Raw genomic sequence first — 25,735 nt, forward strand, 5'->3', positions numbered from 1 at the left:
ACCGGGACATAGATGCCGCCGACGCTGACGAACCGTTCTGAGCGGTCGCTGCGCCATTGCGGTTGAGAAATCACGCGCTTCCAAAGCCAGATTTAGGCGGATTTACACCGCCGCTAACAAAGCGGACTCCTGTCGCGGCGAAACGCGGGCTGCCAAGCCGAAGACTTCCAGCTCTCGTGCCTGAAATACCTGCGCTACGCGATCATGGACACCCCGGGTGCGGCCCTTTGCCACATGCCGCGGCAAGGGGCTCAATCGTTGGCAGCGAGGCGCGAGCCAGTTGGTCGCCTTGCGCCGCCGCCAGGCGAAGCCAGCGCAGCGACTCTGGATAGTTGCGCGCCACGCCATCGCCGTTGGCATAGGCTTGGCCAAGCAATCGTTGCGCCGGCACATTCTGCTGCTCCGCGGCCAGGCGCAGCCACTTGACCGCTTCGACCTGATCTCGCTTGACCTTGTCTCCTATCAGGTACATCAGGCCAAGATTTGACTGCGCCATCGGCATGCCTTGTTCGGCTGCAAGGCGTAACCAACGGGCTGCCTCGGCGCCGTCTCGTGCCACGCCCCGGCCTTCGGCATATAGCACACCAAGGTTAAGTTGCGCTACAGCCGCCCCCTGCTTCGCAGCGAGGGTCAGCCAGCGGGCCGCTTCCACTTCGTCTTTGGCCACACCTGTGCCGTCGCGATACATGACGCCCAAATTGGCCTGGCCCGGCGCCCAGCCTTGGGCGGCGGCAAGGCGGTACCATTTAACAGCTTCTCGCGTGTTTTTTTCGATCCCGATCCCGTCTGCGTACGCCAGCCCCAAGTTCGCCTGCGCCGGCGCCGCTCCAGTTGCCGCAGCGGCACGGAACAAGTTGACCGCTGCCGCTGCATCGCGCGGGACGCCTTTCCCCTCCCAGTACATGACGCCCAGGGCGTATTGGGAATAGGAGTCCCCTTTCTGGGCAAGAGGGGTGAGCAACGTGACGGCCGCCACGTTGTCGCCGCGCTGGACGGCCGCGAATGCGTCCTCCTGTGGGCCGGCGCGTACGCCGGAGGCCGCAATTAAGGCGATGCACACCGCCAGCGGTATCAAGATGTTCATTGGATTACCATAACATGGATTGGAACACCAGCATACCAATAGTTGTCAGGGGGCACGCTGCCAGGTTTTTAGCGCCGCATGAAAAATAGGTAAAGATATGAAAATCGCGTTAATGAGTACGCCAGATACCCGCGAAGAATTCGAGCATCGATTTCACTTGCTTGGTGAGCGTTTCAATAACGGGAAGTTGCAGGTTATGCGAGGAATTGATACTGGGCTTGAGCTAAACCGATTTCTTCCTAATGGCCGCATCGATCTACTTAGTATCAATGAGACCGCGCGTGTGACGGCGAATACGACAGCTACTTTCGCAGGACGCTTTAGTGGTCTCAGGCCTGTCGCTTTAGGGGGATATTAATGGGCATGAACATTGACCTGACGCCGCAGCTTGAGGAAATGGTGCGGCAAAAAGTGACGTCTGGCTTGTACACGTCGGCGAGCGAGGTTGTGCATGAAGCGCTGCGACTCATGGACGAGAAGGACAAGTTGCGAGAAGCGAAGCTTGGCCAACTTCGCAAGGATATCCAGGAAGGGCTTGATAGCGGCACGAGCATTGCCTGGGATCCGGAAGAGATAGAGCGTATAAGTCGGGTGAGACGCGCGGCAAAGGCGGATGACGGTGCGTAGATGCCAACCGTTACTCTTCGGCCCCAAGCTCGCATTGATATTGGGGGAATTTGGGACTACATTGCGCAAGACAGCGAGGCACAGGCCGATACTTTCGTCGACCGCTTGACTGCGAAATTCACTCTCCTTTCCCATCAAGCCGCATTAGGCCGGCAGCGCGATGATCTTATGCCAAAGTTACGCAGTCTTCCATTCGGGCGCTACGCGTTATTTTAAATGCTGACGCATAACGGTGTCGAGATTGTGCGGGTTCTTCACAGTTCCCGAGACGTCAAAACACAGTTTTAACCCGGTTGCTAGCAGGCCGAAACCGTTGCTGTCCTTTTTGTATCCATTCCCGCGACGCCGATCCCGCCATGGGACCCGCCGTAGTCCAGGGCTGAACGGCACTACTTCCCTGTTGTACCTATGCTGACCGCGCCCACGACATCGTCTCAGCGACTGCTGAACTTCCAGCGCCATCTATCGCTGCACATCCAAGCCGCCGGCTGCAATGGTGGGGCATCGACTTCCCCCATGCGCCGGCTGCCCCTCGCGCTACTGCACCGCAATCACGCCCTTGATCACCTTGCGCTCGGCCGCCTTGTTCCCCTGGCCCTGGCTATCGTATGCCACCATCTCAGCACCAGACATCGGATCCACCCGCCATATCTTCAAGCTGAAGTTGCCAGCGCCGTCGCCTTTCCCATTGCCTGCCTTCGCTCCCATGCTGAATTGATAGTTTCCCGCGCCATTGATCGTACCGTTGCCTGCGAATACACCCTGCATCCCGGTCGGGCGCAGTTCCTTGCTGCGGAAATTGAGCCCGCCGACTTGAAAGTCCAACTGACCGGCCACCAACACCTTCTCCCCACGGGTGACGGCAGGCGCTATAAAACTGAATGTGGCCAAGCCCGCCTGGAACGGCGCCTTTTTATTTGGCACGTGCGGCGACGTGAACGACCCCGCGCCGCCCGCAAAGCCGCGCGACTGGTCATATACGATGATCTTGCGGCTCACCGCAGCACTGTTACCAGCCAGATCGGCCACCCTGGCCGACACGGTATACATTCCCGGCGACCCAAACGTATGGCTGCCCGTTGCGCTTCCGCTGCCGTTACGCGCCATCGTATTACCCGCGCTGTCGCCACTACCGTCACCCCACGACCAGATCACGTTGTGCCTGGCGGCCCGGTCCTCGCCCGCAAAGCTGACTGAAACGTCGAGCGGCGTACCGACTTTTACCAGCTCGGCAGCTGCGATCGGACCCACTGCGTGGCGGCATCCACAAACGCGCTCCGGCACCAGCAACACCAGTCCCGCATTTGAAATCGCCAAGATCGCGCCCTTGTCCGAGACCGCCTGGGCCGAATGCAAGGTCAGCCCCGCCGGCGCATGCCTCAGCCGTGTGTTCAGGTCAACCAGGCCTTCTTTCGCCGTCCAGACAAAAGCGCGCCAATCGTCGTCAACCGTTGCCGCGCCGCCGACCACCTGGCCCTTATTGTTGGCGCCAATGGCGAACGAGGTTGCACCGCCAAACGTGCCGAGCATGACAATCCCAGTAGCGCGCGTCCACGTCATCGCACGCTGGGCGACGTTGGTGGAAGTGATGACGCCGGTCATGCGGCCGCTGGCCGTCATGCCTACGATCCAGTTGCCTTCGCCGCCGGCCGTGCCGATATCGCGCATGCCGCCGCCGCGCGTCCAGATGAACGCGTGCGTATTGCCATTATCGACGAAGAAATTGCCGCCAATTTGTCCGTTGGCGTCCACCCCCACCGCGTCCGAATAGCGGTTGCCAAGTGTATCGATATCAACGATGCCGGTGGCGCGCTCCCACGCAAAGGCGTGGTAGTCGTACGCTGGCGTCAACGAGTTACCCGCGATTAAGCCGTTATCATTGATTGCCCTGCCATAAGCGATGGTGTCGGCCCCGCTGGCCAGGCCGCCCAGGTCTTCCATGCCGCTGGAAAGTGTCCAGCGGAACGCGCGCGGATACGGCAGCGGATCGCCATTCGACTCGCCGGTAATTTCATCGCGATTATTGATCGCCGGTTCCCATGTCGATACGGCACCAGGGAGCGCGCCGAGATCGATCATGCCGCGCCGTTTGCTCCACACAAATGATCGCACGATGCCAGCCTTGGTTTGCGAAACGCCGGTGACGTGGCCATGATCGTTCAGCCCAGTCACCCGCGCAAAATCGGCGCCGAGCGTGCTTATATCCTGGACGGTTTTTCCATCATAAAAAAACGAGCGCAGCGGACCATCGCGGCCGTTAGCCAGCGAAAACGCCACTTGTCCGCTAGCGTTGATCAACGCTGGAGCAATGTAATCTCCATTTGCAAGATTGATGATGCGATAGGTCGTGCGTTGCAGCGCGGCATGCGCGCTGTCGGCGCCTTGCTCCAGCGCTGCGGCTTGCCGGGCAGACGCCGCAGCGGCCAGCGTCAAGCCAGCTAACAGACAGGGCAGCCACACGGCAACTGCCAATTTTTGGGACGGCGAGGGTTTAATAAAGTTCAGCATTTTTTGCTCCAAGGACGGATGGGAGAACGGCGCGCGACGCTTTTTTAATCGCGGCGCAGAAGTCCATCATCAGGTGCGGCTCGGCAGTGGAGCATGGGGGAGATCATGGGGAGTTCGTTTGACGCCAAAAGGGCGCCGTGCCTCTATCGCACGCGCATCACCAACGCCAGCCCGGTCACCCACGCCACCGAAGCCATCCACCCGGCCAACACATCGGAGGGATAATGCACACCCAGATACACCCTGGACGCTCCCACCAGCACGACAAATACGGCGCCGCAAGCAAGCGCAATCCCGCGCCAGCGGGTGCTGTGCCAAAGCAGACACACTACCGCCGCAGTGACCGCCATGCTCGCCATGGAATGCCCGCTCGGAAAGCTGTAGCTAGTGTCCTGCGTTGGAAATTCGTTGTATAAATATTCCGACAATCCCCACGATGCTGCGTCAAAAATGCTCGCAAGGCCCCGGCCTTGCTCCGCTTTTGTTCCTTGCCTCATGGCGATTTAGGAACATTTATAAACAACGAACTTCCAACGCAGGACACTAGTTTCAGGCAACATCGACGTCCATAAACTTGGTCGCGCCCGCGCAAAGCTGTATTTCGCAAGCAGATTGAGCAGCGCCGCGCCCCCAGCCGCCAGCAGCCAGAACCACAATCGCAAGCGTTCGCCGCGCCTGTACAGCCAGCCTGCCACCAGCACAATGCACGGCACCAGGCCCAGCGCTGATCCGGCGCGCGTGCTCGCCACCATCACCAGGTCCAGGACCGCGCCGGCATGTGCGTGCATGAACTGCAAAATCGGACCATCGAAGAAAAAAGCGCTTTCTCGATCACGTCTTCAGCCAGCATGCCAAAGCCAAACAGCGGCACCAGCACGCACGCGAACAGCACCAGCACGCGCCTGGCTGCAAACGGCGCAATACGGGGCCAGCGACTCATCGTGCATCCGCCGAGACGGCTGCAGCCCGTTGCGGCGCCATGATGATGCAAGCGATGATGAACGCGGCCAGCCAGGCCGTGGCGCTGTAGCGGCTCAGTGCCAGGCCGCCATTGCCGATCGGCTTGTCGAGGTAGTCGCCAACTGTCGCCCCCAGCGGGCGGCTCAAGATAAATGCCGCCCAGAACAGTGCGGTACGTGAAACGCCGGTCCAGAAGTACGCTGCCGCAATGGCCAGCAGCGCCGCGGCGAACACCAGCGCGCTGCCTTGATAGCCCAGGCCCAGCCCGGCGGCAGGATCGGCAAACCAGTCGCCCAGCGCGGTTCCCAGTGTTTGCGAAAACATGATCGTCACCCAGTAGAAAACTTCCGCCCTGCGCGTATCGAGGCGTTCCAGCGCGACCGATCCCAGCGACATGTGCCAGCAGGCCAGCGAAGCGAGCAGCAAAATACCCAGCGCGGCGGCGCCGCCGGCGTAGCCAATTCCCAGTGAGCGGTCGACATAATCAGCCAGCGTGGTCCCGAAGGTGGTGGTGGCCACAATGACCGTCCAGAACAGCGCCGGGTGAAAGCGCCTGGCTACGATCTGCGCCGTCACTGCCGCCAGGAACAAGGCGGCAAACACGACACTGCCAACCAGGTAGCCCAGCTTCATCGACATGGTCACAGCGTCGCCCGCGGTTTCTCCCAAAGTGGTCGCCGCGATTTTGATGAGCCAAAACATCAATGTCAGTTCCGGGACTTTGCCCAACTTGTTGCTGCTAACGCCAGGCATCTGCATCCTCCGGTAAATTTCCTTAACGCGAGGATAGCGGCTGGCTAGCCGCGCACGCTTAAGATTACGAAAATGTAATCTCCCGTTTCCCTATGCCAGCCGAATTGCGGTCACAATGCGGTATCGCTTTTTTATGCCTGCCCATGTTCCTTTCCAAGCCTCCCATGGCGTTATCGCCATGACCAAGATCCTGTTGGTGGAAGACCAGCCCACGGCCGCCGCCTACCTGGCGCAAGGCTTGCGCGAGGCGGGCATGGTCGTCGATGTCGCCCACACCGGCCCCGACGGTTTGCACCAGTTGCTGACCCAGGCCTACGACTTGGCCATTCTCGACGTCATGCTGCCCGGGTTGGACGGCTGGTCCATTCTGGCAACCGTGCGCCGCGCACACAGGCCAACCCCGGTGCTGTTTTTGAGCGCGCGCGACGACATTGAAGACCGCGTGCGCGGCCTGGAGCTGGGCGCCGAAGATTACCTGGTCAAGCCATATGCGTTCAGCGAACTGCTGGCGCGCGTTCGCGTGATCTTGCGCCGCAATGATGGCAGCGCGCAAACGCACGAAGCCTCCCGGTTTACACTGGCCGACCTCACGCTCGACCTGCTCAAGCACCGCGCCACCCGCGGCGCCGACAGGCTGGAGCTAACGCCGAAAGAGTTTGCGCTCCTGGCCTTCTTGCTGCGGCGCGCCGGCGAGGTCCAGTCGCGCACCGTGATCGCCGGCCAGGTGTGGGACATGAATTTCGAGTCGGATACCAATGTCGTCGACGTTGCCATCCGGCGCCTGCGCGCCAAGCTCGACGATCCGTATCCCGTCAAGCTGCTCCACACCGTGCGTGGCGTGGGCTATGTTCTCGATGTCCACAATTAGCCTGCTTGACGCGCGGCGCTGGTCGCTGACGGCGCGCTTGACGGTGTTTTTCGGGACCGCCATTGCCGTGATCCTGGTGTGCGTGTCGGCCATGATGTACGCCGAATTGGTGCGCCAGGTGCACGAGAAGCAAGAGGTCGAACTGCTGGAAGACGTGCACATCCAGCAAGAGGTGCTGAGCGAGCTGCAAAGGAAGGGCCGCCAGTCCGACTGGGAACATGAATGGCGCGAACAGCAGGATGAAATCGGCGAATTTACATGGCAACTGATCGGGGCGGACGGCAAACTCGTCGCCGCTTCAGGCAACGCGGCCAACCTGGCGCCCGCGTTCGCCCACGCCGCTCCGGCCAACCGCTTTTACCGGGTGAGCGTCCCCGGCGCCCAGGGCGAGCGCTACTTTCTGGTGTTCGACGCCACCGGCAGCGGCGCCGACGGCAGCAAGCTGTTGCGCGGCATACTCGACGTCGCGCAGGACGAACAAGTGCTGCGGCGCTACCTGGCCAAATTGTTCAGCGTCGTCATGCTGGCGATCGTCGTCGCGGTCCTCACCGGCTTCTTGCTGGCGCGGCGCGGCCTGGCCCCGGTGCGCGCCATCAGTGCCGATATCGCCCGCATGAGCGCCGAGCGCCTCAGTGCCCGCATCGCACAAGATGGCTGGCCGTCCGAACTGCGCACGCTGGCCGGCAATTTCGACGAGCTGATGGGGCGCATCGAACGTTCCTTCGAACAGTTGTCGCGCTTTTCCTCTGAGCTGGCGCACGAATTTCGTTCACCGATCAACAATCTGGTGGCGGCAGCCAGCGTCACGCTGGGCCGCGCACGCTCGGCCGAGGAATATCAAACCACGCTGGCGGTGGTGGTCGAGGAGGGCGCTCGCCTGTCGCGCATGGTCTCGAGCATGCTGTTCCTGGCGCGCGCCGACAATGCCAAACAATTGGTGCAGGTCGAAGACTTGTCCACGGAACTCGAGTTTCAAAAGCTGCTGGAGTTTTTCGGCATCCTGGCCGACGAGCAGGGCGTGGCGCTGGAAGCGGACGGCAGCGTGCATCTGCGGGCCGATCCGCTGCTGCTGCGCCAGGCCTTGTCGAACCTGCTGGCCAATGCCTTGCGCCACAGCGCGCGCGGCGGCAAAGTGCGCCTTTGCGCGTTCGACCGGGCCGACGCCATTCTCATCGCGGTTAGCGACAATGGTTGCGGTATCGCCCCCGCGCACCTGCCTTTCCTGTTCGACCGCTTTTACCGCGCCGACGCGGCGCGCAGTGCGACCGACAGTACCGGGTTGGGCCTGGCCGTGGTGCGTTCGATTGTCGAGCTGCACGGGGGCACGATCGAGGTCCGTAGCACGCCGGGGGAAGGCGCCACATTCACGCTGCGGCTGCCAAAAGACGCGCCTGGCATGTCCAGATGACAGAAATGTAATCAGCCCATCCGTATTCCGTCACGGTGCACTTGTCACAATGCTGGCATTCACCGGGAGACGGACATGCAGATCAAATGCGCAATAGGAACCTTATTGTTGACGGCAACGTGTTGTGGCACGGCTTTGGCGGGCAGTGGACCCTTGGGAATAGATTCCAAGCTGAACTACGACAACCAGGGAATCTGGAAACGCAGCAATCAAAAAGCGCTGGCCGGCGTGCTGATCGGGGGCGAAATAGTCGGCGCGCTGTGGGAAGGGAGCGACACGCGCCTGGGCCGCACGTTCTACCAGGCGATCGACGCCTCCATCGTCGGCGCCGTTTCGTCCGAAGTCCTCAAGCGCACTTTCAGGCGCGAGCGGCCTTCTCAGACGGACGACCCGAACGACTGGTTCAAACGCGGCGGTCGCAGTTTTCCCAGCGGCGAAGTCACGCTGGCGGCATCGGTGGTCACGCCCTTCGTGCTTGAGTACGGGCACGACCATCCCGCCGTGTATGCGCTCGAACTGATTCCCCTGTACGACGCGCAGGCGCGCATGAAAACCCACGGCCACTGGCAAACCGATGTGCTCGCCGGCTGGGCGCTCGGCACGCTGGCCGGCTATTACGCCCATTCACGCAGCGAATCGTTCACCGTCGGGTTCGTCCCGCGCGGGATCAGCGTCGGATGGAAAAGCAAGTTCTAGGAGAACGTCATCCGTCACCATGCATATTGATATGCTGAATGCCACCGCGCCCGCCAGGCCCAACAAGGTCCCGGCGGTGACGCTTGTGTTTTGGATCATCAAGCTCTTGTCGACCACGGTCGGCGAAACGGGCGCCGATTACCTTGCGGTCAACGCCGGCTTCGGGCAGTTCGTCACCGTCGCCATGATGGCCGCCGCGCTGGCCGTGGCGGCAGTGTTGCAATTTCGCACGCGCCGTTGCATTCCGGCTGTGTATTGGCTGACGGTGATCCTGGTCAGCATTGTCGGCACGCAGATTACCGATGTGCTCACGGACAGCCTTGGTGTCAGCCTGTATGCAAGTACTGCATTTTTCGGCGTCGCATTGGCGCTGGTCTTTATAGGGTGGTACCGCTGCGAACGGACGCTGTCGATCCGCTCTATCGACAGCGTACGCCGTGAATGCTTCTATTGGTCTGCCGTCTTGTGCACCTTCGCACTCGGGACCGCAGCGGGCGACCTGGCAACCGAAGCCTGGGGATTGGGGTTCAAATTTGGCGTGCTGGCATTCGGCAGTCTGATCGGCATGGTGCTCGTGGCCTGGCATCTGGGCGCCAACGCGGTCCTGATGTTTTGGCTGGCGTATATCCTGACCCGGCCGCTGGGGGCCGCCCTGGGGGACCTGCTGACCCAGTCGCCCGACTATGGCGGCATGGGCCTGGGGTCCACACTGACCAGCGTTATTTTTCTGGCGGCGATCGTCGCTCTGGTCGCGCTTTCTCACCTGCCGGGAACGCGGGCCCAGGCAGCGTCCAACTTGCCTTTAAAGGAATTGCCATGATGTTGATATCGAAGACGTGGGGCCTGGCCGGATTGTTGCTGGCGGCGCTGATAACGCAGGCGGGGTGTTCGAAACCTGGCCAAGGCCAAGCAAGAGCACCAGTTGCCAGCGCGGCGCCGGCCACAAAACATGCATCCAGGCTAGGCGAACTCGGGCATTTTCGCGTGATCGCGGCTGACGTGGCAAAGATGGTGGAACGTGGCGATTTAGCGGCGGCAAAGGCGCGGATCAAGGATCTGGAAATTGCCTGGGACGAGGCGGAATCTGGATTGAAGCCCCGCGCGGCGGCCGACTGGCACACGCTGGACAAGGCCATCGACCAGACACTCGACGCCTTGCGCGCCGAGCCGCCCAACGCCAGCGCGTGCCGGCAAAAATCAGCTGATCTGCTGAAAGTATTCGCGCTGATGGACTGACACGGCGCGCCATTGAAGATCAAGAATCTTGCCCAGCAACCGGGGGACACGCGCCAGCGCTGACCTTCACACGATAGCGAGAAAGTCTTCGAATGGTGCCAATCCGTTCGCGCAGGTGCTTGCGCGGCCTGTTCAGCGCGCTGGACGGGATCAGCCACGATGGCCGCATAGGGCAGCTTGCACTGGCTGCGGGGCGCCAAGGTGCAAATGGCGCCGGCCGTTGTTGAAAAGCCCATCGTGCTACTTCTCGCCAAGCGCCACTGTTCCTTGCGCCGGTCCCTTGGGCATTGCCTTGCCGGACGACTGGACGTCAACAAGCGCCGGGACGCCGGAACGTGCCTTCAAGCCCGCAGCCTTGTCTGGCGCACGTTCGGCCGGGTAAAAAAACGCCGCCCAAACGACCGCAACGAAGATGCTAATAATGGGATACTTTTTCTTGGTCATGCAAAACCCTGGACCAAAGGAAGCCTTGCCTCGTGTTGAGACAATCTGAAATAACATGGTGGGAAGTCCTCACGTGGCGCCGCGCTCTGCGCCAGGATTTACCCGCGCAACGCCATCGGCATACGAACAGACAAGATTGTTTTCTAAACTGCAGCTATCGTACGATGGGCTTGGCCGCGCGCGATTCGATTAGTTGCAAGTGTTTGTATCAATAGTAACGAATCTGCTATCTTGCACGAATCGGATTGCACAGGTGCTTTCCGACGCGCGTATTCGCGTCGCATCGACGCAGGAGAGAAGCCATGGAAATGAAACGCATCAACGCAGGCAAGCTGCGCGCTATCGGATACGACCAGAAGGAACGCATGTTGCGCGTCGAACTCGACGACGGCAATGCGATCGATTACGCCGGCGTGGGACAGGAGGTGTGGCGCAAGTTGTCGACGTCAGCTTCCGCCTGGAGCTATTACCGCGACAATATTGAAGAGGAATTTTCTGGCAAGCGCGGTATCGCGAACAAGCAGCAAAACCGCGATGCACTTGACGCACTGTTCAGGTCAAGCGATACCGACGAAACGCCTTGACTGCACCAGCTTGGCACGGCCGGCGTGGCGCCAGCCGTGCGCCAACATTAGATTACGCAGGCAACGTACGAAGCGGTCGATTCAGCATCGTCGCTGACCGCACCGTCACTAAGCCGCACGCCTTTGCGCTGAGCGGCGAGCAAGCCGGCGGTGGACGACCAGGTCCGCGACAACGTCCAGCCGTGGCCCGCCATCGCGCCAGCGGCGCGCAGGTCGCTCAGTTCAAGCTCGGTGGGCATGCGCCAGCCTTTGGTGCCATTGATGGTCGTCGTGGTGCAATAGTTGTTGGCGTTTGCCCAGGTATCCACGAAGGTAACGCCCATCCACGTGCGCCCGGCGAACGTGACGGGCGTGGCGCTGGTGGCTGGTGCGGTACAGGTGTTGTTCTGACGGGTTGCCGGCGCGATGCATGCCTTCATGCTGACGGTCAGTACGGCGCTCGTGCTCGAGGCGTTATAACTGCCCATCGCTGCCTGCTGGGCCGTGATGGTGCTGGTGCCAGGGCCGACAATCGTGACCGTGTTGCCGGCGATGGTGGCCACTTCCAAGTTGCTGCTGCTAAACGTGAACGCGCCCGGGCCCTTGCTGCTCGGCGCCGTCAAGGTAAATGGGGCATCGCCTTCAGCTTTGCTTGTTGCGGGAAATGCGCCCAGGGTAGGGCCGTCTCCGCCGCCACAGGCAACCAGGAACATGGTCAGTAATAAAGCAAAGGGAAACAAGCGTTTGAAGGTCATATCGATCCATCGGTAATGAGCAGGATTGCAGACCAATATTGTCTCATGTATAAGTAAGAAAACGCAGACTGAGGAGTTGATTTTGAACATTTTTTCTTTTAGAAATACCGTCGTGCTGTCCATGCTGAGCTTGAGCGTTGGCATCAGTGCGTGCAAGCGTACCGAGCCAGCCAAACCGCCGGCCCCGCCCACCGAGGCCCCGGCGCAAGCGAACCAGCCTGCTGCGCCGCCTGCAGCCGTGCCCGCGCCTGCGGAACCGGCGATGGCGCCGGCGCCTGCCAGTGCCGCGGGCGGCAGTGCAGCCCCGACGACCGGGCATTCCAAGGGCAAGGCCAGCAGCCACTCGCAACGTGCGCCGGTGCTGCGCGCCGTTCGCAGCGCCACCCAGGCCGGGTTTGACCGGCTCGCGTTCGAGTTCGATACTGTCGGGCTCCCAGCGTGGGATGTTGCCTACGTCGACAAGCCCGTGCTCGACTGCGGCAGCGGTGAGCCGGTCAAGGTGGCGGGCGAAGCCTTTTTGCAAGTCCGCTTCACCGGAGCCCAGGCAAATGCGGGAAAAGGGGGCGTGCCGCGGCGGCGCGCGCTGGCGCAACCGAATGCGCGCGAGCTGGTGCGAACCTGCAGTTTTGAAGGGGAGGTGACCTGGGTGGTCGGCCTTGCGCGTGCCAATGCGTATACGCCGCGCATCATGACAGAGCCGTCGCGCCTGGTCATCGATATTGCCCACTGACAAGCAAAGCTAGAGTAAGACCTCTACGGCTGTGTCGGTTACCGAACGGAGCCGGCGCCCGTTCGGCTCTAATCTGATTGTTCTGTCGAGCGGCGCCAAGCCTTGGCCCGTATTCAAACAGTACCAAGGGATAGCCATGCAAACCAAAGAGACCTACATCGCCAAAATGAAACTCCAACTCGACGAGCTGGAAGTCAAAATGCATGCACTGGAAGCGAAAGCCAAAGACGCCAAAGAAGCGGCCCACGACAAGTATGTGGAAGACATGGCCAAGCTGCGCGAGCAGTCCAAGCTGGCAAAAGCCAAATTCGACGACCTGGTCGATGCCGGTGAAGACAAGTGGGACAATGTCGTCGTCGAAATGGAAAAAGTGCGCGATGCTTTTGCCCATTCGTTTAACTACTTCAAGTCGCAGCTGTAATACCGGCGCTTTAGGGAAGCACTGATTTATTCTGGCGGATGGAATCGGTCACGCAAAAAGTGCCCGGCAAGGCGCAACACTGCAGACATGCCGGGGCATAGCGAAGATTTGCAACGCAGCTGGGCGCTTTTTTCGTGCGCCGAGTCCGCCGCCATGAATTAATCAGTGCTTCCTTAGCACGTCATGTGCTGAACGCCTCGCTGGAAACAGGGTGATACAAGTTTCTGTTGTGGAGTCTGGATCTTCTATATAGTCCACACTTGTATTTCACACAGAAACACCCTGTTAACGTTTTCAAGCCAGCACATGTCCAATCTTTCCTCATTTCCCCGGCTCAGCGCTGCCACTGTCGTTGCCGGCACCTGTATTCTCGCGCTGCTCCATTTCGGCCGCGATTTTCTCGAGCCGCTATCGCTGGCACTGATCCTGAGCCTCGTTATCGCGCCGCTGGTGCGCATGATCAGCAAGACCGGCATGGGGCACTTGCCCGCCACCCTGGTATCGGTGCTGCTTGCCACCATCGGCGTGATCGGCATTAGCGCCATCCTCGCTTCGCAAATGGTGTTCGTCACGGCCGACCTGCCGCAATACCGGGTCGCCATTCAATCAAAGCTGGAAAAAGTGCGGGAATTGACCGAGCGCCCATTTGCCCGCTTCGAGGCCGAACTGCGGGCGGTAACACCGGGCGTTCCCAAAACCGAGCGCGTGCCCAATCGCCCCGGCTTGAAACTGGCTGTCGGCCAGGTCCAGCCTATTCCCGTCGAAATCCACACCCCGCCATTGACCGCGTCCAAGACCATCAGCCGCTTGCTCTCGCAGGTGCTCGGGCCGATCGGGGAGGCCGGCCTGGTGCTGGTGCTGATGATCTTCATCCTGCTCGAACACGAATCGCTGCGCGACCGCGTGGTGCGCCTGACAGGCAACGCCGATGTGGGCCGCACCATGAAGGCGCTGGCCGATGCGACCGAGGGTGTGTCGCGCTTTTTCTTTTCGCAATTCGTGGTCAACGTCATTTTTGGCTGCGTGGTCGGCGTGCTGCTCTGGGCGGCCGGCGTTCCGCACGCCATCTTGTTCGGCGCCTTGAGCGGCCTGTTGCGCTTTGTGCCGTATCTTGGTGCGCTGGTCGCCGGGGCGGCCATCGCGCTGTTTGTCGCCGCCACCGACACTGGCTGGACGCTGGCAATTTCCTGCGTGACGATTTTCATCGCCCTCGAACTGCTGGTGGCGAACGTGGTCGAACCGAAGGTGTATGGCCACAGTTCAGGCCTGTCAGCCCTCGGGGTAATGGTGTCGGCGCTGTTCTGGGGCGCGTTGTGGGGCCCGGTCGGGTTGCTGCTGTCGACGCCGCTTACGCTGTGCCTGGTCGTTGCCGGGCGCCACGTGCGCGCGCTGGAGCCCATTACCATCCTGTTTTCCGACGCGCCCAGCGTTGACGCTGCCCAGCGGTTTTATCACCGCATTTTGCTGGGCGACTCCGACGCGATCATCCGCGACGCCCATGCCTACTTGCGCAAGTTTAGTTTTGCCAGTTATTGCGACAACGTGCTGCTGCCAGGCTTGGCGCTGGGTGTCGATGAATTCGATTCGGGGAAGATTGAACAAGCGCAGCAGCAAAATATCCGCTTCGCCATTGCCGCCCTGGCCGATACCTTGATTCCGGCGGCGGGCGCTCTCAAAAAGCGTCCGAGGCGCAGGCGCGTGGCCGTGATTGATGCGAATGTCGGCGCCCATTTGCGCCATATGCGGCAATTGCAGCTGGGCAGGTGGCAGGGCTCGCTCGATGTACCGGCCCGGTCCATCGTGCTGTGCATCGGCTTGCCGACCGAGCGTGACGAGTTGCTCAACGAATTGTTCATCCTGGCGCTGCGCGAGGCCGACGTGGACGCGCGCAGCGTATCGGTTGAAGAGCCGCAGATCAGGCCGGACACCGCGCGCACCGATCTGGTGGCCACCGTCTTTGTCGCTTATCCACTGGAGGAAATGCTGGAGCAGTGGCTGGCGGTTGTGGGCCAGTGGCGCATCAGGTTGCCCGATTCGCTGTTCGTGTCGATACGTTTGCTGTCCGAAGGCAAGGACGCGAAGCAGTCGGTGGTGGAAAAGAGCGTCGACATGGTGTTGCGCACGTTCGAAGAAGGGCTGGAGTTTGTCGCGCCCGATCGGCCTGCCTGATTTGCCAATATATTTGAACGGCCGCGCTATTTGATGGCCCGGGGAAGTGCGCTAGGCAGGGCGGTTGTACTGCCGGCCGGCTATGTTGCCGCGGTCAGCATCGAGCATGGCGCTCACCTGATGCACGCGGTCGATGCCCATGGCGCGACGGCGGCGACGGGGCGCATTGTGCTGCGTGCCGGCACTGCGGTGTTCGACCGCATCGGAACGCTTGCGCCTTATCGCGGCAAGGGGCTGGCCACGGCATTGATGTGCGCGCTCGACGAACTGGCAGCGCGCGCCGGGGTATCGGAGCGCTTGCTCGTTGCGACCGAGGCGGGGGCTGGGCTGGCACGTCGTGTCAGCCTACTCGACGGCGGTGCTGGCCGCGCCGTAAAGCATCTGGAGCGCGCTGGTCGTCTGACCAGTCACATCTCCTCGCCATCTCCTCGCCATCTCGCGCCAGTGCGATGTATCTGCTCGCGCATTCACGGCAAAACACGTTCAACCCGCTGCCCGATACCGGCAAGCTCATGAAAAATGTCATCCAGATAGGTCACGATTTCCTCTTCTTCCAGATGACTTGGAATGACCACGTCGTTCATCCGGCCCCGCTTGCCCAGCGCGATTCGATAGACCTGCCAGCAGTTGTCCTCACGCCTCACCTCAACTTGAAACCGGCCGTAAATATTGAATTTCATGTTGTCCGCTTCCTCATATTTCGCATCATATCCTGCAATCACCTTCCAGGCAAAAGTACGTCCGGTATTAGTTAATCCCAATTTTGGTACTTAAAAATATTGAATTGGTGCTATATTGGTATGGCGAGCTTTTTTTCTCGTCATTTTTTTCCCTTGGACAAGAGTGAGAGATGCACGCACCGGTTGACCGTCGTCTGGCTCGACCTGCTGATCCGCGCTCTGCGGGCCTTTCAACACTTTCGCTATGGAGTCACTCTTGAACAGAACCATCATCAACAGTCTCATTGTCGGCCTGCTGGGCGGCTCGCTGGTCGCCTGCGGCGGTAGCACGCCCGGCGCCGCCGCTGCAGCGCCTCAACAAGCCAAAATGCTGGCGAGCACCACCGTGTGCTACGCAGCATGGGTGGCTACTACCGCCTATACAGGCGGACAAAGCGTCAGTTACGCCGGCGTAAATTACACGGCCGCCTACTGGACGCAGGGCGACAACCCATCAACCAACAATGGCGCAACAGGCAGCGGCAAACCGTGGCTGGTGACGAGCACTTGTGGATCGACACCGACGCCGACGCCGACGCCAACGCCGACACCGACGCCGACACCGACACCGACGCCGACGCCGACGCCGCCCCCAACGCCAACCCCTACGCCACCGCCAGCGGGATGTGCCTTGTGGGCCGAAGGCAAAACCTATACAGCCGGGCAGGTGGTCAGCTACCTCGGCGTCTCGTACACGGCCCTGGTCACGCACACCGCCCACGTCGGCGCGAATTGGAATCCCAAGGATTCGCCAACGCTGTGGTCTGCGAGCGGGAACTGCACCACGCCAACGCCAACGCCAACGCCAACGCCAACGCCAACGCCAACGCCAACGCCAACGCCAACACCAACACCAACCCCGACGCCAACGCCAACCCCGACACCAACCCCAACCGGCTTGGCCAAGCACGCCCTGGTAGGCTACTGGCACAACTTCACCAACCCAAGCGGCAACACCTATCCGATCAGCCAGGTAAGTAACGACTGGGACGTCATCGTCGTCTCCTTTGCCGACAACGCGGGCGGCGGCAATGTCAGTTTTACTGTCGATCCAGGCGCCGGCAGCGAAGCCCAATTCATCGCCGACATCAAGGCCAAGAAAGCCCAGGGCAAGAAAATTGTGTTGTCGCTCGGCGGCCAGAACGGTTCCGTCTCTGTCGGCTCCACCGCCGAAGCCACCAACTTCACCAATTCGCTCTACGCCATCATTGTCAAGTACGGGTTCGACGGCATCGACCTCGACCTTGAAAATGGCGTTGCCCAAGGCGCGGCCATCCAGACCTACCTGCCAATCGCCGTCAAGAACCTGAAAGGCAAGGTTGGCGCCGGCTTCTACCTATCCATGGCGCCGGAGTGGGTCTACGTGGAAGGCGGCTTCACCAGCTATGGTTCGATCTGGGGCGCGTACATTCCCATCATCAACGCGCTGCGCGGCGAACTGACGATCCTTCATCCCCAGTACTACAACAACGGCGACATCTACACGCCCTATGCGAGCGGCGCTTTGAAGGCCGGTTCCACCGATCAACTGGTAGCAACAGCGCGCATGTTGATCGAGGGCTTTAGCTACGGCGGCAATACCTTTGCCGGCTTGCGTCCGGACCAGGTAGGCTTTGGCGTGCCGTCCGGACCGAGTTCGGCCAACTCCGGCTTTACCACGGCCGCCAGTGTCAACAACGCGCTCACGTGCCTGACGCGCCTGCTCAATTGCGGCACCATCAAGCCGCTGAAAGCCTATCCGGATTTCCGCGGCGTGATGACCTGGTCGATCAATTGGGACAAGCACGACGGCTACAATTTTTCCGTGCCAGTGAAGACGACCTTGAAATCACTTCCCTGAGCAATCCAAAAACAGCCCGGGATCTCTGCCGGGCTTTTTATACACAGGCAAAGTGGCCGGGCCGGCATTGGTGTGGCGCGCACTTTGGCTTACACTATCGTCACCGTTGCCACCATGGCCAGACATCCTGTCGCATTGTGAGAGCAATGGCTTGCACGAAGGGGGTAAGATGAAAAAAGTAATCTTGTTTTCCGCAGCAATCCTGATCGCCGCCAGTGGTTCGGCCTTTGCCGACCATCACCTCAAGGGTGAGGGCGGGATGAAAATGATGGACGCCAATAGCGACGGCATGATCTCCAAGGATGAATTCATGAAGCACCACGAAATGATGTGGGACAAAATGAAGAAGAACAGTGCCGGAAGCGTAGACATGAAGGACATGGAAGCGATGCACAAAGAAATGACTGCAAAGCACAAAGACATGATGAAAGACGATAAAAAGAAATAAGCGCTGGCAGCCGGGCACTGATCGACGCTGCAGGTGCCCGGCTGCTTTATTTTTCCCTTGCAGTAGCACTGGCAAGCCGTGCTCACGCGACCTGGCTGTCGAGCGACTTGATTGCGTTCCCGCCGGCTCGTCATTCCCATCCTTCAGTTCCATCAACTCACTTTCCTGCATGTACTTGACGACGGCCACGCCGCCTGTCTTGCGGCACCTGTGCATGGCGGAATGCATCCGCCGTATGAGAGTCACGGCCCGTAGGGCGGATGCAATCCGCCATGAGAGTTGCGGCAACTGTGCATGGCGGATTGGCATCCGCCCTACGAGTCACGGCCTGTAGGGCGGATGCAATCCGCCATGAAAGTTGCAGCACCTATGCATGGCGGATTGGCATCCGCCCTACGAGAGTTGATTTGAACGAGCTAAAGTGAACCTTGCTCATATACGTGGTGAGCTTGGCCGGTGCGAAGGCAAATCCGACGGTTCATTTGGCTTGCCTGATGGGCTGAGTAATATTGTCAAATATTAAATCATTTCTGTGGTGAATAGGTCGCAAAATGAAAAGTTGCAGAAATAAAATCTTAGCAAATATATACATTGGGCTATCATGTCAGAAACTTGCAACGGGTAGCCACCAAAGACAATGAACAAGAAAAAGCTGGGAATTATCGCCGCCGGCGGCGTCGTCTGTGTCGCCGCGATCGCAGCCTACGCCGTCTTCGGCTGGAAGGGCATGGGCAAGGTCAGCGGCCTGCACCTGGACCTGTCCAGCCCCGACGCCATGATCGTCACCAAGAGCTTGTCGTCGCTGCCCAAGGACCTGCTGACCATTCCGCTCGCGCGCGACGTGCTGCGCGAAGATTTTTTGTTCTACTACGAGCAAAATGAAGACCGACTCGGCATCAGCGGCGCGCTGCGCCGCATCGCCTACGAACATGAACTGCTGTGGGGCGACCAGCTGATCCGCATGGTGCTCGACGAACCGGCCGACGTGGCCCTGTGGCGCGACGCCGACGGCTCGCTCAAGCACTTCGCCATTGCAGTCTCGCGCAGCAGCTTTACCCGCCTGCTCGAAGAAAGCGGCAAGATCGCGCTCAAGGACAGCCAGATGACGGTGGCCGGCAGCCTCAAGGTCGACGGCGACAAGGTGCCGGTCTACGCGCTCGCCTACGGCGCCAACCGCACGCTGCTGTTTGCCGCGCACGGCAAGCGCCTGGTGATCCTGTCGCACCCGGGCATGCTGTACAGCGGCGCCGACGGCAAGGACGCCGACAGCAAGGCCGTCGACGTCGTCGCCAACATGCTCGAAGAAGACCCCAAGAAAAGCCAGGCCTTGCGCCAGCAGTTCCACCTCGACGGCCAGGCACCTAGCGGGCACAGCGTCGCCGTCAAGGCCGATTTTTTATCCTTCGGCTACCAGCCGTTTTTTGGCGCGCTGGCGGCGCTGCGCTTCGACTTCAGCAAAGGCCACTGGAGCACGCAGGCCCTGGTCGACGCGGCGCGCCTGCAAAGCGGCGGCTATGACAACAAGGCGCTGTGGCCGATGCTGCCGCATAACCCGGCCGCCTGCTTTGCGCTGCCGGCCGACTGGGCCGCGATGGCGCCGGTCTTCAAGCGCGTGGGCGACAAAGCCAACGCCGATCTGTCCAAACTGGGCGAGCAGCTGAGCGGCCCGGCCGCCGTCTGCTGGTACGGCAGCTCGCGCCTGTACACGCCGCTGATCGTGGCCACCCGCAAGCCGGGCGCCTCCGGCGACGAGCTGCTCGGTGCGCTCTACACGGCAGCGGTGGGCAACGTGGCCGCCGGCGCCGTCAGCAAGCGCGCGGGCAAGAGCGGCGAAACACTGTGGCAGCGCGCCGTGACCACCCCCATCGGCGAGCAAACGCCGACACTCGCCATCAAGGGCCAGACGGTGCTGTTTTCGCCGGACGCCGCACTGGTGGAGCTGGCGCTGGCCGTGGGCCGCAAACAGTCGCCGGCCATTGCCGACCGGCTCGACGACGCCAGCCGTACCGTCGGCCTGATTGCGCCATCGTCGCTGTCGGACCTGATCCGCAAGGAGACCTTCGACGCGCTGCCGACCAGCCGCGAACCGGTACTGCGCGCCGCCGCCGACGTGCACCTGGTGCCGCGCCTGGACGCATTGAAAAAATATCCGCCCTACCGCCTGGTGCTCAAGTCGCTGCCGAAAAGCGGCGCCGCGTGGCAGAGCGTCGAGTGGCAAGCGCTGGACCGGTGACCGGATTGACGCACCGTCGCCGCATGCTGCTGGCGCTGGCCGCTTGCGCCGCGCTGCCGCATGCACGCGCGCTGACCGGCGCGCCCGATGCCAGCGTGCGCCTGGACCAGGCGCAAACGCGCGCCTTCCAGGCCTGGATGCTGCGCATCGTCAGCGCCCAGGTCGAGCGGGGCCCGTCGCCGCGCTGGCAGCACCGCGACTGCGCCGGCCTGGTGCGCTTTGCAGTGAACGAAGCGCTCACCGTGCACGACGCCAGATGGCTGCGCGCAAACGGCATCGGCACGGACCGCCAGCTGCCGCCCGAACTGGAACTCACGCCGCTGCAGGCAACACTGCGCAACCGCTGGGTGCAGACCGGCGGCGCGGTCGGCAATTACGTCTCGGCGCTGGCGCTGGTGCACCACAACAGCCGCTTCATCGCGCGCGAACTGACGCAGGCGCAACCGGGCGACCTGCTGTTTTTCGATCAGGGCGACGAACAACACTTGATGGTGTGGATGGGGTCGCGCATCGCGTACCACACCGGCACCGTGACATCCATCGACAACGGACTGCGCTCCGTGGGCGTTCAACAACTTAAAACCTGGAAGGACACGCGGTGGCAACCAGCGGTCGACAATCCCAACTTCGCCGGCATATTCCGGCTCGCGTTTTTATCATGAACTTGATCATGAACCCTCGTATGAACCGTATCTTCTCAAGCGTCCTGCTGCTGGCCACACTGGTGGCGGCCATGCCGCCGGCGCACGCGCAACCGGCCCAACAGCCGCCGCCGGCGGCTGAAAAGGCATCCGCGCCTGAGCCGGCGCGCGAGCCAGACGCCAGCAATTACACGCCGTTCAAGGGCGAGCCGTTCTTCCTACTCTCGGACGCGGCCTATGGCAGCGCCGACGTGGCGCGCGTGCGCCTTGAAGTGCCGGGCCGCGACAATGCGCGCGCCGGCCTTGCCAGCTACGGCGGCGTCGACATCATGGTCTACCGCGTGCCGCAGCCGCTTGAATTTTTGAAAAAGCAGCGCAACCTGCACCGCGTCGACGTCACTGCCAACTACCAGGGCGAAGGCTTGATGAATGCCCTCTCCATGCTGTGGGACAGCTGGTGGAAAAAATCGCGTCTGGCATGGCGCCGGCTGTTTACGGCCGAAGCGCGCCTGGCCGTCACCGATGCGCAACCCGCGCTGGCGACCAATGAAGCGATCCGCCGTCCTACCGTTTTCAAGAACCAGCGCCAGTTCAAGCCGCTCAAGGGTTTTGAGCTGGTCGAGCAGTTCCGCTATCCGCTGTGGCAGGCCGAACCGATCAAGGCGCCGAAAGAAGTCAAGCTGGAAGGCTCGAGCAGCGAATGGACCGTGGCCGGCGCCGGCAATTTGATGATACCGGTCGGCAAACGCGCACCGGGCCTGTACCTGGTGGAAGCGATCATCGGCGAACACCGCGCCACCACGCTGGTTTTCGTGTCCGACACCATGGCCGTGACCAAGGTCTCGTCGCAGCAAATGCTGGTGTGGACCGCGCGCCGCGACAACGGCGCCGTGGTGCCGGGCGTGGACGTGTCGTGGACCGACGGCAGCGGCGTGTTGCAGTCGGGCCGCACGGCGGCCAACGGCGTGGCAAGCCTTGAGCGCGGCAGTCCTGAACACACCTACGTGATGGGCGAGGACAGCAAGGGCGGCGTGTTCGTGTCCGAGAATTTTTACTACGACAGCGAAATCTATAACACCAAGATCTACGCGGTGACCGACCGCCCGCTGTACCGGCCTGACGACGTTGTCAACGTCAAGTTCATGGCGCGTGAATTTACCAGCGCGCGCGTGTCGCAAAGCGCTGCGGCGTCCCCCCTGGTGCTGACCGTGTTCGACCCGAACGGCACGCCTTTGCTGACGCAAACGCTGCAACTGAACGCTGACACCGGCGCCGAGGCGCGCTTCAAGCTGCCCGCCATTGCCACCGCCGGCGGTTATGAGCTGCGCTTTACCTACCGCGAAACGCCATACGGCGCCGCCTTCCGGGTGGCCGAATATGTCAAGCCGCACTTTGAAATGAACATCGTGCCGGCCAAGACCGACTTCAAGACGGGTGAAAAGGTCAAGGGACGCATCGAACTGCGCTACCCGGACGGCAAGCCGGTGGCCAACGCCAGCGTGGCGCTGACGCTGCGCGCGCAGCAAAACAGCATGGTCGAAGGCGAACTGTTTTATTCCGGCGCCTTCCCGGTCGAGATGAAGAGCGAAGAGCTCGACACCGACGGCAGCGGCAATGTGGACTTTACGCTGCCCGAGGCGAAGGAGCCGTCGCGCTACATCCTGACGGCGCTCGCTTCCGACGGCGCGGCCTTTCGCGTCAAGGGCACCAAGGAACTGCTGATCGAGCGCTCGGCCAGCCAGTATCGCCTGAGCACGCAGACGCGCTTTTCAACGCCCGGGCAGACCGTGCGCTTTAGCGTGACGCCGGAAGGTGTTCCTGGGCCAAAACCCGTGAAGTGGGAGATGATTCTTCTTGAAAAGCAGACAAAGACAGAAGGTTCTTTCGACGGCAGCAAAGCCACCTGGGACCTGCCCTTTGCCGCGCCCGGGTCATACCAGATCAGCCTGCGCGACGCCAACGGCACCATGGTTGCCTCCACCAGCCACTGGGTGGCGGGCGAGGGCTTGAAAGGCACGCCGGGCAGCATCGAGATCGTGCTTGACCGCGAACGCTATCGCGCCGGCGAAACGGCCGAAGCCTTGATCACGTTCTCGGACCCGGTGGACCAGGCTTTGCTTACGCTCGAGCGCGACAAGGTGGAGCAAGTGGGCCTGCTGGGCGGCGGCGCCGACTGGATCGTGCCCAAGCGCGTGGCGCCCAACCAGTGGCGCGTAAAAATCCCGGTCAAGGACGAGTACGGGCCGAACATCATGTTCTCGGTGGCGTACACGCGCCAGGGCGACTTCGTGTTCCAGAACGCGGGCTTGCAGATCATCGAACCGCGCATCGCGCTCACCTTCAAGACCGACAAGGAAGTCTACCAGCCGGGCGAAAAGGTCACGCTCGACGTCACCGCGCAGCTTGACGGCAAACCCGTCTCGACTCTGGTCGCGCTGGGCGTGGTGGACGAAATGATCTACGTGCTGCAACCGGAGATTGCGCCGGACATCGGCGACTTTTTTTACCACCCGCGCCGCAACAACGTGCGCACCACGGCCAGCCTGTCGTTCATCAGCTTCGACCTGGCTGCCGGGCGCACCGCCGGCGCACCGGCGCGCCACAACTACAATGAACGCGGCGTAAAAGTGCTCGAGCGCCCGCGGCGCGACAATATCGACACGGCCTTGTGGGCGCCAAGCCTGAAGACCGACGCCTCCGGCCGCGTGCAGGTCAGCTTCAAGATGCCCGATTCGCTCACGCGCTGGCGCATCACGGGGCGCGCGATGGATGCGCAGGGCCGCGTGGGCCAGCGCACCGGGTACGTGCGCTCCGAGAAAAACTTCTACGCCAAGTGGACCGCACCAACCTGGCTGCGCGCCGGCGACACGCCGCAAGCTGCCATTGCGCTGTTCAACCAGACCGCGGGCGAACAAGACCTGGAAGTGACCTTGAGTGGCGGCGGCGTCGTGGAAACCCAGAAGACCCACGCCAGGCGCGGCGTCAATTACATCAACTTTGCATTGACGCGCGGCGGCGGACCGATGCACCTCGAAGTCAAGCGGGGCGCCGTCGTGGTCGACATGCTCGACACCCAGATCGAGTTTTTGCCGCAAGGCTGGAACAGTCCGCGCTCGCTGGAACTGCCCTTGAACGGCGCCGTCGCCGCGCTGGCCTTGCCGGCCGACGCGCGCAATATCCGCGTCGCCTTCGCGCAGGGCGGGGCCAATCACTTTGCCCGCATCGCAGACGACCTGATCGACTATCCGTATGGCGGCGTGGAGCAAACCGCCAGCCGCCTGATACCGCTGGCGCTGGCGCTGCAAAGCGTGGGCCTTGACGCCGATCCGATGCGCGACCGCCTGCAAAACGCGCTGCAGTCCGAACGCCTTCGCCTGGTATCGATGGCCGGTCCCGCCGCCGTCTTTGGCTGGTGGGGCAATGCCGCCGAAGGCAATGCCTTGATGACTGCCTACGCTTATTACGGCGACTGGTATGCGGCGCGCGCACTGGGCATTGTACTGCCGGCCGAGCACTGGCAAAACCTGCTGACCGTGTATACCAAGAATGGCATCAAGGAGCCCTTGCTGCACCGCGCACTGACGCTGTGGATGGCGCAGGAGATGGGTTTGCCGGTCAAGACGCTCGCTTCCGGCCTGGCCGACGAACTGGCAAAGATGAATTTGGCCGGCAAGAGCGCGCCGCTGGCGCCGACCAGCAGCATGCTGATGGCGCCGCAAGACGCCAACGCCAACGCGCTCACGCTGGTGCTGCTGTCGGTAATCTCCAGCAAGGCCGAGCAGCCGCTTGCGCCCGAGCTGCAAGGCGCCGTGGCGGCCGCCGTAGCGACGCTGCAGGCCCATCCCGCGCCCATGCCGCAGGCGCTGCTGATGCTGGCCGGGCAGGCGCCCGTCACGTCAGCGGACGCCATCCTGGGCGCCGTGCGGTCCGACATGCCGACGATCGATCGCGCCATGACGCTGGTCTGGATCCAGAAAAAGCTTGCCTCGCCGCGCACCGCACGGTCGCTGGCGCTCAAACCGTCCGGTACCTGGCTTGAAAACACCAGCATGTTCGGCCAGCAGTTATGGCAGTGGCGGGGCGCCGCAGGCGGGCCAAAGCAGCTGCAACTGGCCGAAGCCGCACCAGCGGGTGCGGTGGCGACAGTGCGCTATGAAAGCAGCGTGACCGAAGTGCACGCGCTGCCGGTGCAGGTGGCGCGCCGCCTGCTGCTGCTCACGCAGGAGCCGGACGGCTACAAGGGCACGCTGGTCAAGGACGGCGACGCGCTGCGCACCGATGCGCTGTATCTGGACGAAATCACACTCACGCCGAGCGCGAAAGCCAGCTACTTCTTCGGCATGCTCGACGTGCCACTGCCGCCTGGCGCGTCGGTGGAAGCGGGCACCTGGGGCATCAAGCTGCTGGGCGAGAAAGAGTCGCTGGAACGCGCCAGCCATGCCGAACGGCGCGACGGCTATTCGGTGCCGGTGGACTCCCTGAGCGAGCCGCAGCGCGTGCGCCACCTGGTGCGCTTTTCGCAAAAGGGCAAGTACGTACTGCCGCCGGCGCGTTTTTACCGCATGTACCAGCCCGACAAAAAAGCGCTGGAAAACGAAGGCAAGACCGTGCGCAGCATGCGCGTGGAGTAAA

The 25,735-nt window shown here is 61.8% G+C and carries 27 protein-coding genes; 18 read left to right on the forward strand and 9 right to left on the reverse strand.

Annotated elements, in window-relative coordinates:
- Positions 1-202: 202 nt before the first annotated feature.
- Positions 203-1,084, reverse strand: a complete 882-nt coding sequence (locus ACP7D4_RS20215) for a tetratricopeptide repeat protein (protein WP_426210952.1) — start codon at positions 1,082-1,084, stop codon at positions 203-205.
- 97 nt (positions 1,085-1,181) lie between these two features.
- On the opposite strand from ACP7D4_RS20215, the gene avs1c reads away from it, so the two are divergent.
- The 3 genes from avs1c to ACP7D4_RS20230 are packed head-to-tail and all read left to right on the forward strand — an operon-like array spanning position 1,182 to position 1,927.
- Entirely contained in the window at positions 1,182-1,442 is a 261-nt protein-coding gene (avs1c, locus tag ACP7D4_RS20220; RefSeq protein ID WP_426210953.1) for an AVAST type 1 anti-phage system protein Avs1c, read from the forward strand.
- A gap of 5 nt (positions 1,443-1,447) precedes the next feature.
- On the forward strand, positions 1,448-1,711 hold the full coding sequence (locus ACP7D4_RS20225; RefSeq protein ID WP_426210955.1) for a type II toxin-antitoxin system ParD family antitoxin: 264 nt from the start codon (positions 1,448-1,450) through the stop codon (positions 1,709-1,711).
- The gene (locus tag ACP7D4_RS20230) at positions 1,712-1,927 is read left to right on the forward strand and encodes a type II toxin-antitoxin system RelE/ParE family toxin (protein ID WP_426210957.1); all 216 of its coding nucleotides are present in this window, start codon (positions 1,712-1,714) and stop codon (positions 1,925-1,927) included.
- Between the two features lie 321 nt (positions 1,928-2,248).
- On the opposite strand, the gene ACP7D4_RS20235 is transcribed toward ACP7D4_RS20230, so the two are convergent.
- From ACP7D4_RS20235 to ACP7D4_RS20255, 5 genes are all read right to left on the reverse strand, one after another.
- Positions 2,249-4,219: a PKD domain-containing protein gene (locus ACP7D4_RS20235; RefSeq protein ID WP_426210959.1), complete on the reverse strand. Its 1,971-nt coding sequence runs from the start codon at positions 4,217-4,219 to the stop codon at positions 2,249-2,251.
- A 143-nt stretch (positions 4,220-4,362) separates the two neighbouring features.
- Positions 4,363-4,716, reverse strand: a complete 354-nt coding sequence (locus ACP7D4_RS20240) for a phosphatase PAP2 family protein (protein WP_426101906.1) — start codon at positions 4,714-4,716, stop codon at positions 4,363-4,365.
- Positions 4,717-4,722: 6 nt separating this feature from the next.
- On the reverse strand, positions 4,723-5,007 hold the full coding sequence (locus ACP7D4_RS20245) for a hypothetical protein (RefSeq protein ID WP_426101908.1): 285 nt from the start codon (positions 5,005-5,007) through the stop codon (positions 4,723-4,725).
- Complete coding sequence (locus tag ACP7D4_RS20250) at positions 4,971-5,159, reverse strand: hypothetical protein (RefSeq protein ID WP_426210960.1); 189 nt, start codon at positions 5,157-5,159, stop codon at positions 4,971-4,973. The genes ACP7D4_RS20245 and ACP7D4_RS20250 overlap by 37 nt, the downstream gene beginning before the upstream one ends.
- On the reverse strand, positions 5,156-5,932 hold the full coding sequence (locus tag ACP7D4_RS20255) for a hypothetical protein (RefSeq protein WP_426210962.1): 777 nt from the start codon (positions 5,930-5,932) through the stop codon (positions 5,156-5,158). The genes ACP7D4_RS20250 and ACP7D4_RS20255 overlap by 4 nt, the downstream gene beginning before the upstream one ends.
- A gap of 178 nt (positions 5,933-6,110) precedes the next feature.
- Between ACP7D4_RS20255 and ACP7D4_RS20260 the strand changes: the two genes are divergently transcribed.
- The 5 genes from ACP7D4_RS20260 to ACP7D4_RS20280 all read left to right on the forward strand — a co-directional run bounded on the left by ACP7D4_RS20260 (position 6,111) and on the right by ACP7D4_RS20280 (position 10,140).
- Positions 6,111-6,800: a heavy metal response regulator transcription factor gene (locus ACP7D4_RS20260; RefSeq protein WP_426101914.1), complete on the forward strand. Its 690-nt coding sequence runs from the start codon at positions 6,111-6,113 to the stop codon at positions 6,798-6,800.
- Positions 6,787-8,208, forward strand: coding sequence for a heavy metal sensor histidine kinase (locus tag ACP7D4_RS20265; protein ID WP_426210964.1), 1,422 nt, complete (start codon positions 6,787-6,789; stop codon positions 8,206-8,208). Before ACP7D4_RS20260 ends, ACP7D4_RS20265 begins: the two co-directional genes overlap by 14 nt.
- Positions 8,209-8,361: 153 nt before the next feature.
- Positions 8,362-8,904: a phosphatase PAP2 family protein gene (locus ACP7D4_RS20270; protein ID WP_426101918.1), complete on the forward strand. Its 543-nt coding sequence runs from the start codon at positions 8,362-8,364 to the stop codon at positions 8,902-8,904.
- A gap of 31 nt (positions 8,905-8,935) precedes the next feature.
- Positions 8,936-9,724: a hypothetical protein gene (locus tag ACP7D4_RS20275; RefSeq protein ID WP_426210966.1), complete on the forward strand. Its 789-nt coding sequence runs from the start codon at positions 8,936-8,938 to the stop codon at positions 9,722-9,724.
- Positions 9,721-10,140 carry a hypothetical protein gene (locus ACP7D4_RS20280; RefSeq protein ID WP_426101922.1) on the forward strand — a complete coding sequence of 140 codons (420 nt, stop codon included), beginning with the start codon at positions 9,721-9,723 and terminating at the stop codon, positions 10,138-10,140. Before ACP7D4_RS20275 ends, ACP7D4_RS20280 begins: the two co-directional genes overlap by 4 nt.
- 240 nt (positions 10,141-10,380) lie before the next feature.
- Here the strand turns inward: ACP7D4_RS20280 and ACP7D4_RS20285 are convergent, their stop codons facing one another.
- Positions 10,381-10,584 (reverse strand): hypothetical protein, encoded by a 204-nt coding sequence (locus ACP7D4_RS20285; protein ID WP_426210968.1) that lies wholly within the window; start codon positions 10,582-10,584, stop codon positions 10,381-10,383.
- A 302-nt stretch (positions 10,585-10,886) separates the two neighbouring features.
- Between ACP7D4_RS20285 and ACP7D4_RS20290 the strand changes: the two genes are divergently transcribed.
- The gene (locus tag ACP7D4_RS20290) at positions 10,887-11,168 is read left to right on the forward strand and encodes a KTSC domain-containing protein (protein ID WP_426101926.1); all 282 of its coding nucleotides are present in this window, start codon (positions 10,887-10,889) and stop codon (positions 11,166-11,168) included.
- A gap of 47 nt (positions 11,169-11,215) precedes the next feature.
- Here the strand turns inward: ACP7D4_RS20290 and ACP7D4_RS20295 are convergent, their stop codons facing one another.
- The gene (locus ACP7D4_RS20295) at positions 11,216-11,902 is read right to left on the reverse strand and encodes a hypothetical protein (RefSeq protein ID WP_426101928.1); all 687 of its coding nucleotides are present in this window, start codon (positions 11,900-11,902) and stop codon (positions 11,216-11,218) included.
- Between the two features lie 82 nt (positions 11,903-11,984).
- Here ACP7D4_RS20295 and ACP7D4_RS20300 point away from each other — a divergent pair, with 82 nt between their 5' ends.
- The 4 genes from ACP7D4_RS20300 to ACP7D4_RS20315 all read left to right on the forward strand — a co-directional run bounded on the left by ACP7D4_RS20300 (position 11,985) and on the right by ACP7D4_RS20315 (position 15,738).
- Positions 11,985-12,632 carry an AMIN-like domain-containing (lipo)protein gene (locus ACP7D4_RS20300; RefSeq protein ID WP_426101930.1) on the forward strand — a complete coding sequence of 216 codons (648 nt, stop codon included), beginning with the start codon at positions 11,985-11,987 and terminating at the stop codon, positions 12,630-12,632.
- A gap of 136 nt (positions 12,633-12,768) precedes the next feature.
- Positions 12,769-13,053, forward strand: coding sequence for a hypothetical protein (locus ACP7D4_RS20305; RefSeq protein ID WP_426101932.1), 285 nt, complete (start codon positions 12,769-12,771; stop codon positions 13,051-13,053).
- 306 nt (positions 13,054-13,359) lie between these two features.
- On the forward strand, positions 13,360-15,222 hold the full coding sequence (locus ACP7D4_RS20310) for an AI-2E family transporter (protein ID WP_426210970.1): 1,863 nt from the start codon (positions 13,360-13,362) through the stop codon (positions 15,220-15,222).
- A gap of 120 nt (positions 15,223-15,342) precedes the next feature.
- Positions 15,343-15,738, forward strand: a complete 396-nt coding sequence (locus ACP7D4_RS20315) for a GNAT family N-acetyltransferase (RefSeq protein ID WP_426210971.1) — start codon at positions 15,343-15,345, stop codon at positions 15,736-15,738.
- Here ACP7D4_RS20315 and ACP7D4_RS20320 read toward each other — a convergent pair.
- Positions 15,690-15,983: a DUF7661 family protein gene (locus tag ACP7D4_RS20320; RefSeq protein ID WP_426210973.1), complete on the reverse strand. Its 294-nt coding sequence runs from the start codon at positions 15,981-15,983 to the stop codon at positions 15,690-15,692. The genes ACP7D4_RS20315 and ACP7D4_RS20320 overlap by 49 nt on opposite strands.
- Positions 15,984-16,158: 175 nt before the next feature.
- Here ACP7D4_RS20320 and ACP7D4_RS20325 point away from each other — a divergent pair, with 175 nt between their 5' ends.
- The 5 genes from ACP7D4_RS20325 to ACP7D4_RS20345 all read left to right on the forward strand — a co-directional run bounded on the left by ACP7D4_RS20325 (position 16,159) and on the right by ACP7D4_RS20345 (position 25,734).
- On the forward strand, positions 16,159-17,781 hold the full coding sequence (locus ACP7D4_RS20325; RefSeq protein WP_426210975.1) for a chitinase: 1,623 nt from the start codon (positions 16,159-16,161) through the stop codon (positions 17,779-17,781).
- A gap of 169 nt (positions 17,782-17,950) precedes the next feature.
- Positions 17,951-18,229: a hypothetical protein gene (locus ACP7D4_RS20330; RefSeq protein ID WP_426101942.1), complete on the forward strand. Its 279-nt coding sequence runs from the start codon at positions 17,951-17,953 to the stop codon at positions 18,227-18,229.
- Between the two features lie 637 nt (positions 18,230-18,866).
- Positions 18,867-20,462: a DUF2138 family protein gene (locus ACP7D4_RS20335; RefSeq protein WP_426210976.1), complete on the forward strand. Its 1,596-nt coding sequence runs from the start codon at positions 18,867-18,869 to the stop codon at positions 20,460-20,462.
- Between the two features lie 23 nt (positions 20,463-20,485).
- Entirely contained in the window at positions 20,486-21,124 is a 639-nt protein-coding gene (locus ACP7D4_RS20340; protein WP_426102331.1) for a DUF1175 family protein, read from the forward strand.
- 20 nt (positions 21,125-21,144) lie between these two features.
- Positions 21,145-25,734: an alpha-2-macroglobulin family protein gene (locus ACP7D4_RS20345; protein WP_426210978.1), complete on the forward strand. Its 4,590-nt coding sequence runs from the start codon at positions 21,145-21,147 to the stop codon at positions 25,732-25,734.
- Position 25,735 lies beyond the last annotated feature (1 nt).

Source organism: Massilia sp. TWP1-3-3 (genome assembly GCF_049897805.1).
Lineage (GTDB): Bacteria > Pseudomonadota > Gammaproteobacteria > Burkholderiales > Burkholderiaceae_D > Telluria_A.

What these genes read in the sequence shown, in the direction of transcription:
- ACP7D4_RS20290 (WP_426101926.1), top strand. Translation starts at nt 10,887, where the DNA reads ATGGAAATGAAACGCATCAACGCAGGCAAGCTGCGCGCTATCGGATAC.
- ACP7D4_RS20230 (WP_426210957.1), top strand. Translation starts at nt 1,712, where the DNA reads ATGCCAACCGTTACTCTTCGGCCCCAAGCTCGCATTGATATTGGGGGA.
- ACP7D4_RS20340 (WP_426102331.1), top strand. Translation starts at nt 20,486, where the DNA reads ATGCTGCTGGCGCTGGCCGCTTGCGCCGCGCTGCCGCATGCACGCGCG.
- ACP7D4_RS20280 (WP_426101922.1), top strand. Translation starts at nt 9,721, where the DNA reads ATGATGTTGATATCGAAGACGTGGGGCCTGGCCGGATTGTTGCTGGCG.
- ACP7D4_RS20260 (WP_426101914.1), top strand. Translation starts at nt 6,111, where the DNA reads ATGACCAAGATCCTGTTGGTGGAAGACCAGCCCACGGCCGCCGCCTAC.
- ACP7D4_RS20285 (WP_426210968.1), bottom strand. Translation starts at nt 10,584, where the DNA reads ATGACCAAGAAAAAGTATCCCATTATTAGCATCTTCGTTGCGGTCGTT.
- ACP7D4_RS20255 (WP_426210962.1), bottom strand. Translation starts at nt 5,932, where the DNA reads ATGCCTGGCGTTAGCAGCAACAAGTTGGGCAAAGTCCCGGAACTGACA.
- ACP7D4_RS20330 (WP_426101942.1), top strand. Translation starts at nt 17,951, where the DNA reads ATGAAAAAAGTAATCTTGTTTTCCGCAGCAATCCTGATCGCCGCCAGT.
- ACP7D4_RS20250 (WP_426210960.1), bottom strand. Translation starts at nt 5,159, where the DNA reads ATGAGTCGCTGGCCCCGTATTGCGCCGTTTGCAGCCAGGCGCGTGCTG.
- ACP7D4_RS20240 (WP_426101906.1), bottom strand. Translation starts at nt 4,716, where the DNA reads ATGAGGCAAGGAACAAAAGCGGAGCAAGGCCGGGGCCTTGCGAGCATT.
- ACP7D4_RS20215 (WP_426210952.1), bottom strand. Translation starts at nt 1,084, where the DNA reads ATGAACATCTTGATACCGCTGGCGGTGTGCATCGCCTTAATTGCGGCC.
- ACP7D4_RS20295 (WP_426101928.1), bottom strand. Translation starts at nt 11,902, where the DNA reads ATGACCTTCAAACGCTTGTTTCCCTTTGCTTTATTACTGACCATGTTC.
- ACP7D4_RS20275 (WP_426210966.1), top strand. Translation starts at nt 8,936, where the DNA reads ATGCTGAATGCCACCGCGCCCGCCAGGCCCAACAAGGTCCCGGCGGTG.
- ACP7D4_RS20265 (WP_426210964.1), top strand. Translation starts at nt 6,787, where the DNA reads ATGTCCACAATTAGCCTGCTTGACGCGCGGCGCTGGTCGCTGACGGCG.
- ACP7D4_RS20235 (WP_426210959.1), bottom strand. Translation starts at nt 4,219, where the DNA reads ATGCTGAACTTTATTAAACCCTCGCCGTCCCAAAAATTGGCAGTTGCC.
- avs1c (WP_426210953.1), top strand. Translation starts at nt 1,182, where the DNA reads ATGAAAATCGCGTTAATGAGTACGCCAGATACCCGCGAAGAATTCGAG.
- ACP7D4_RS20225 (WP_426210955.1), top strand. Translation starts at nt 1,448, where the DNA reads ATGAACATTGACCTGACGCCGCAGCTTGAGGAAATGGTGCGGCAAAAA.
- ACP7D4_RS20335 (WP_426210976.1), top strand. Translation starts at nt 18,867, where the DNA reads ATGAACAAGAAAAAGCTGGGAATTATCGCCGCCGGCGGCGTCGTCTGT.
- ACP7D4_RS20315 (WP_426210971.1), top strand. Translation starts at nt 15,343, where the DNA reads ATGCACGCGGTCGATGCCCATGGCGCGACGGCGGCGACGGGGCGCATT.
- ACP7D4_RS20305 (WP_426101932.1), top strand. Translation starts at nt 12,769, where the DNA reads ATGCAAACCAAAGAGACCTACATCGCCAAAATGAAACTCCAACTCGAC.
- ACP7D4_RS20245 (WP_426101908.1), bottom strand. Translation starts at nt 5,007, where the DNA reads ATGCACGCACATGCCGGCGCGGTCCTGGACCTGGTGATGGTGGCGAGC.
- ACP7D4_RS20310 (WP_426210970.1), top strand. Translation starts at nt 13,360, where the DNA reads ATGTCCAATCTTTCCTCATTTCCCCGGCTCAGCGCTGCCACTGTCGTT.
- ACP7D4_RS20345 (WP_426210978.1), top strand. Translation starts at nt 21,145, where the DNA reads ATGAACCGTATCTTCTCAAGCGTCCTGCTGCTGGCCACACTGGTGGCG.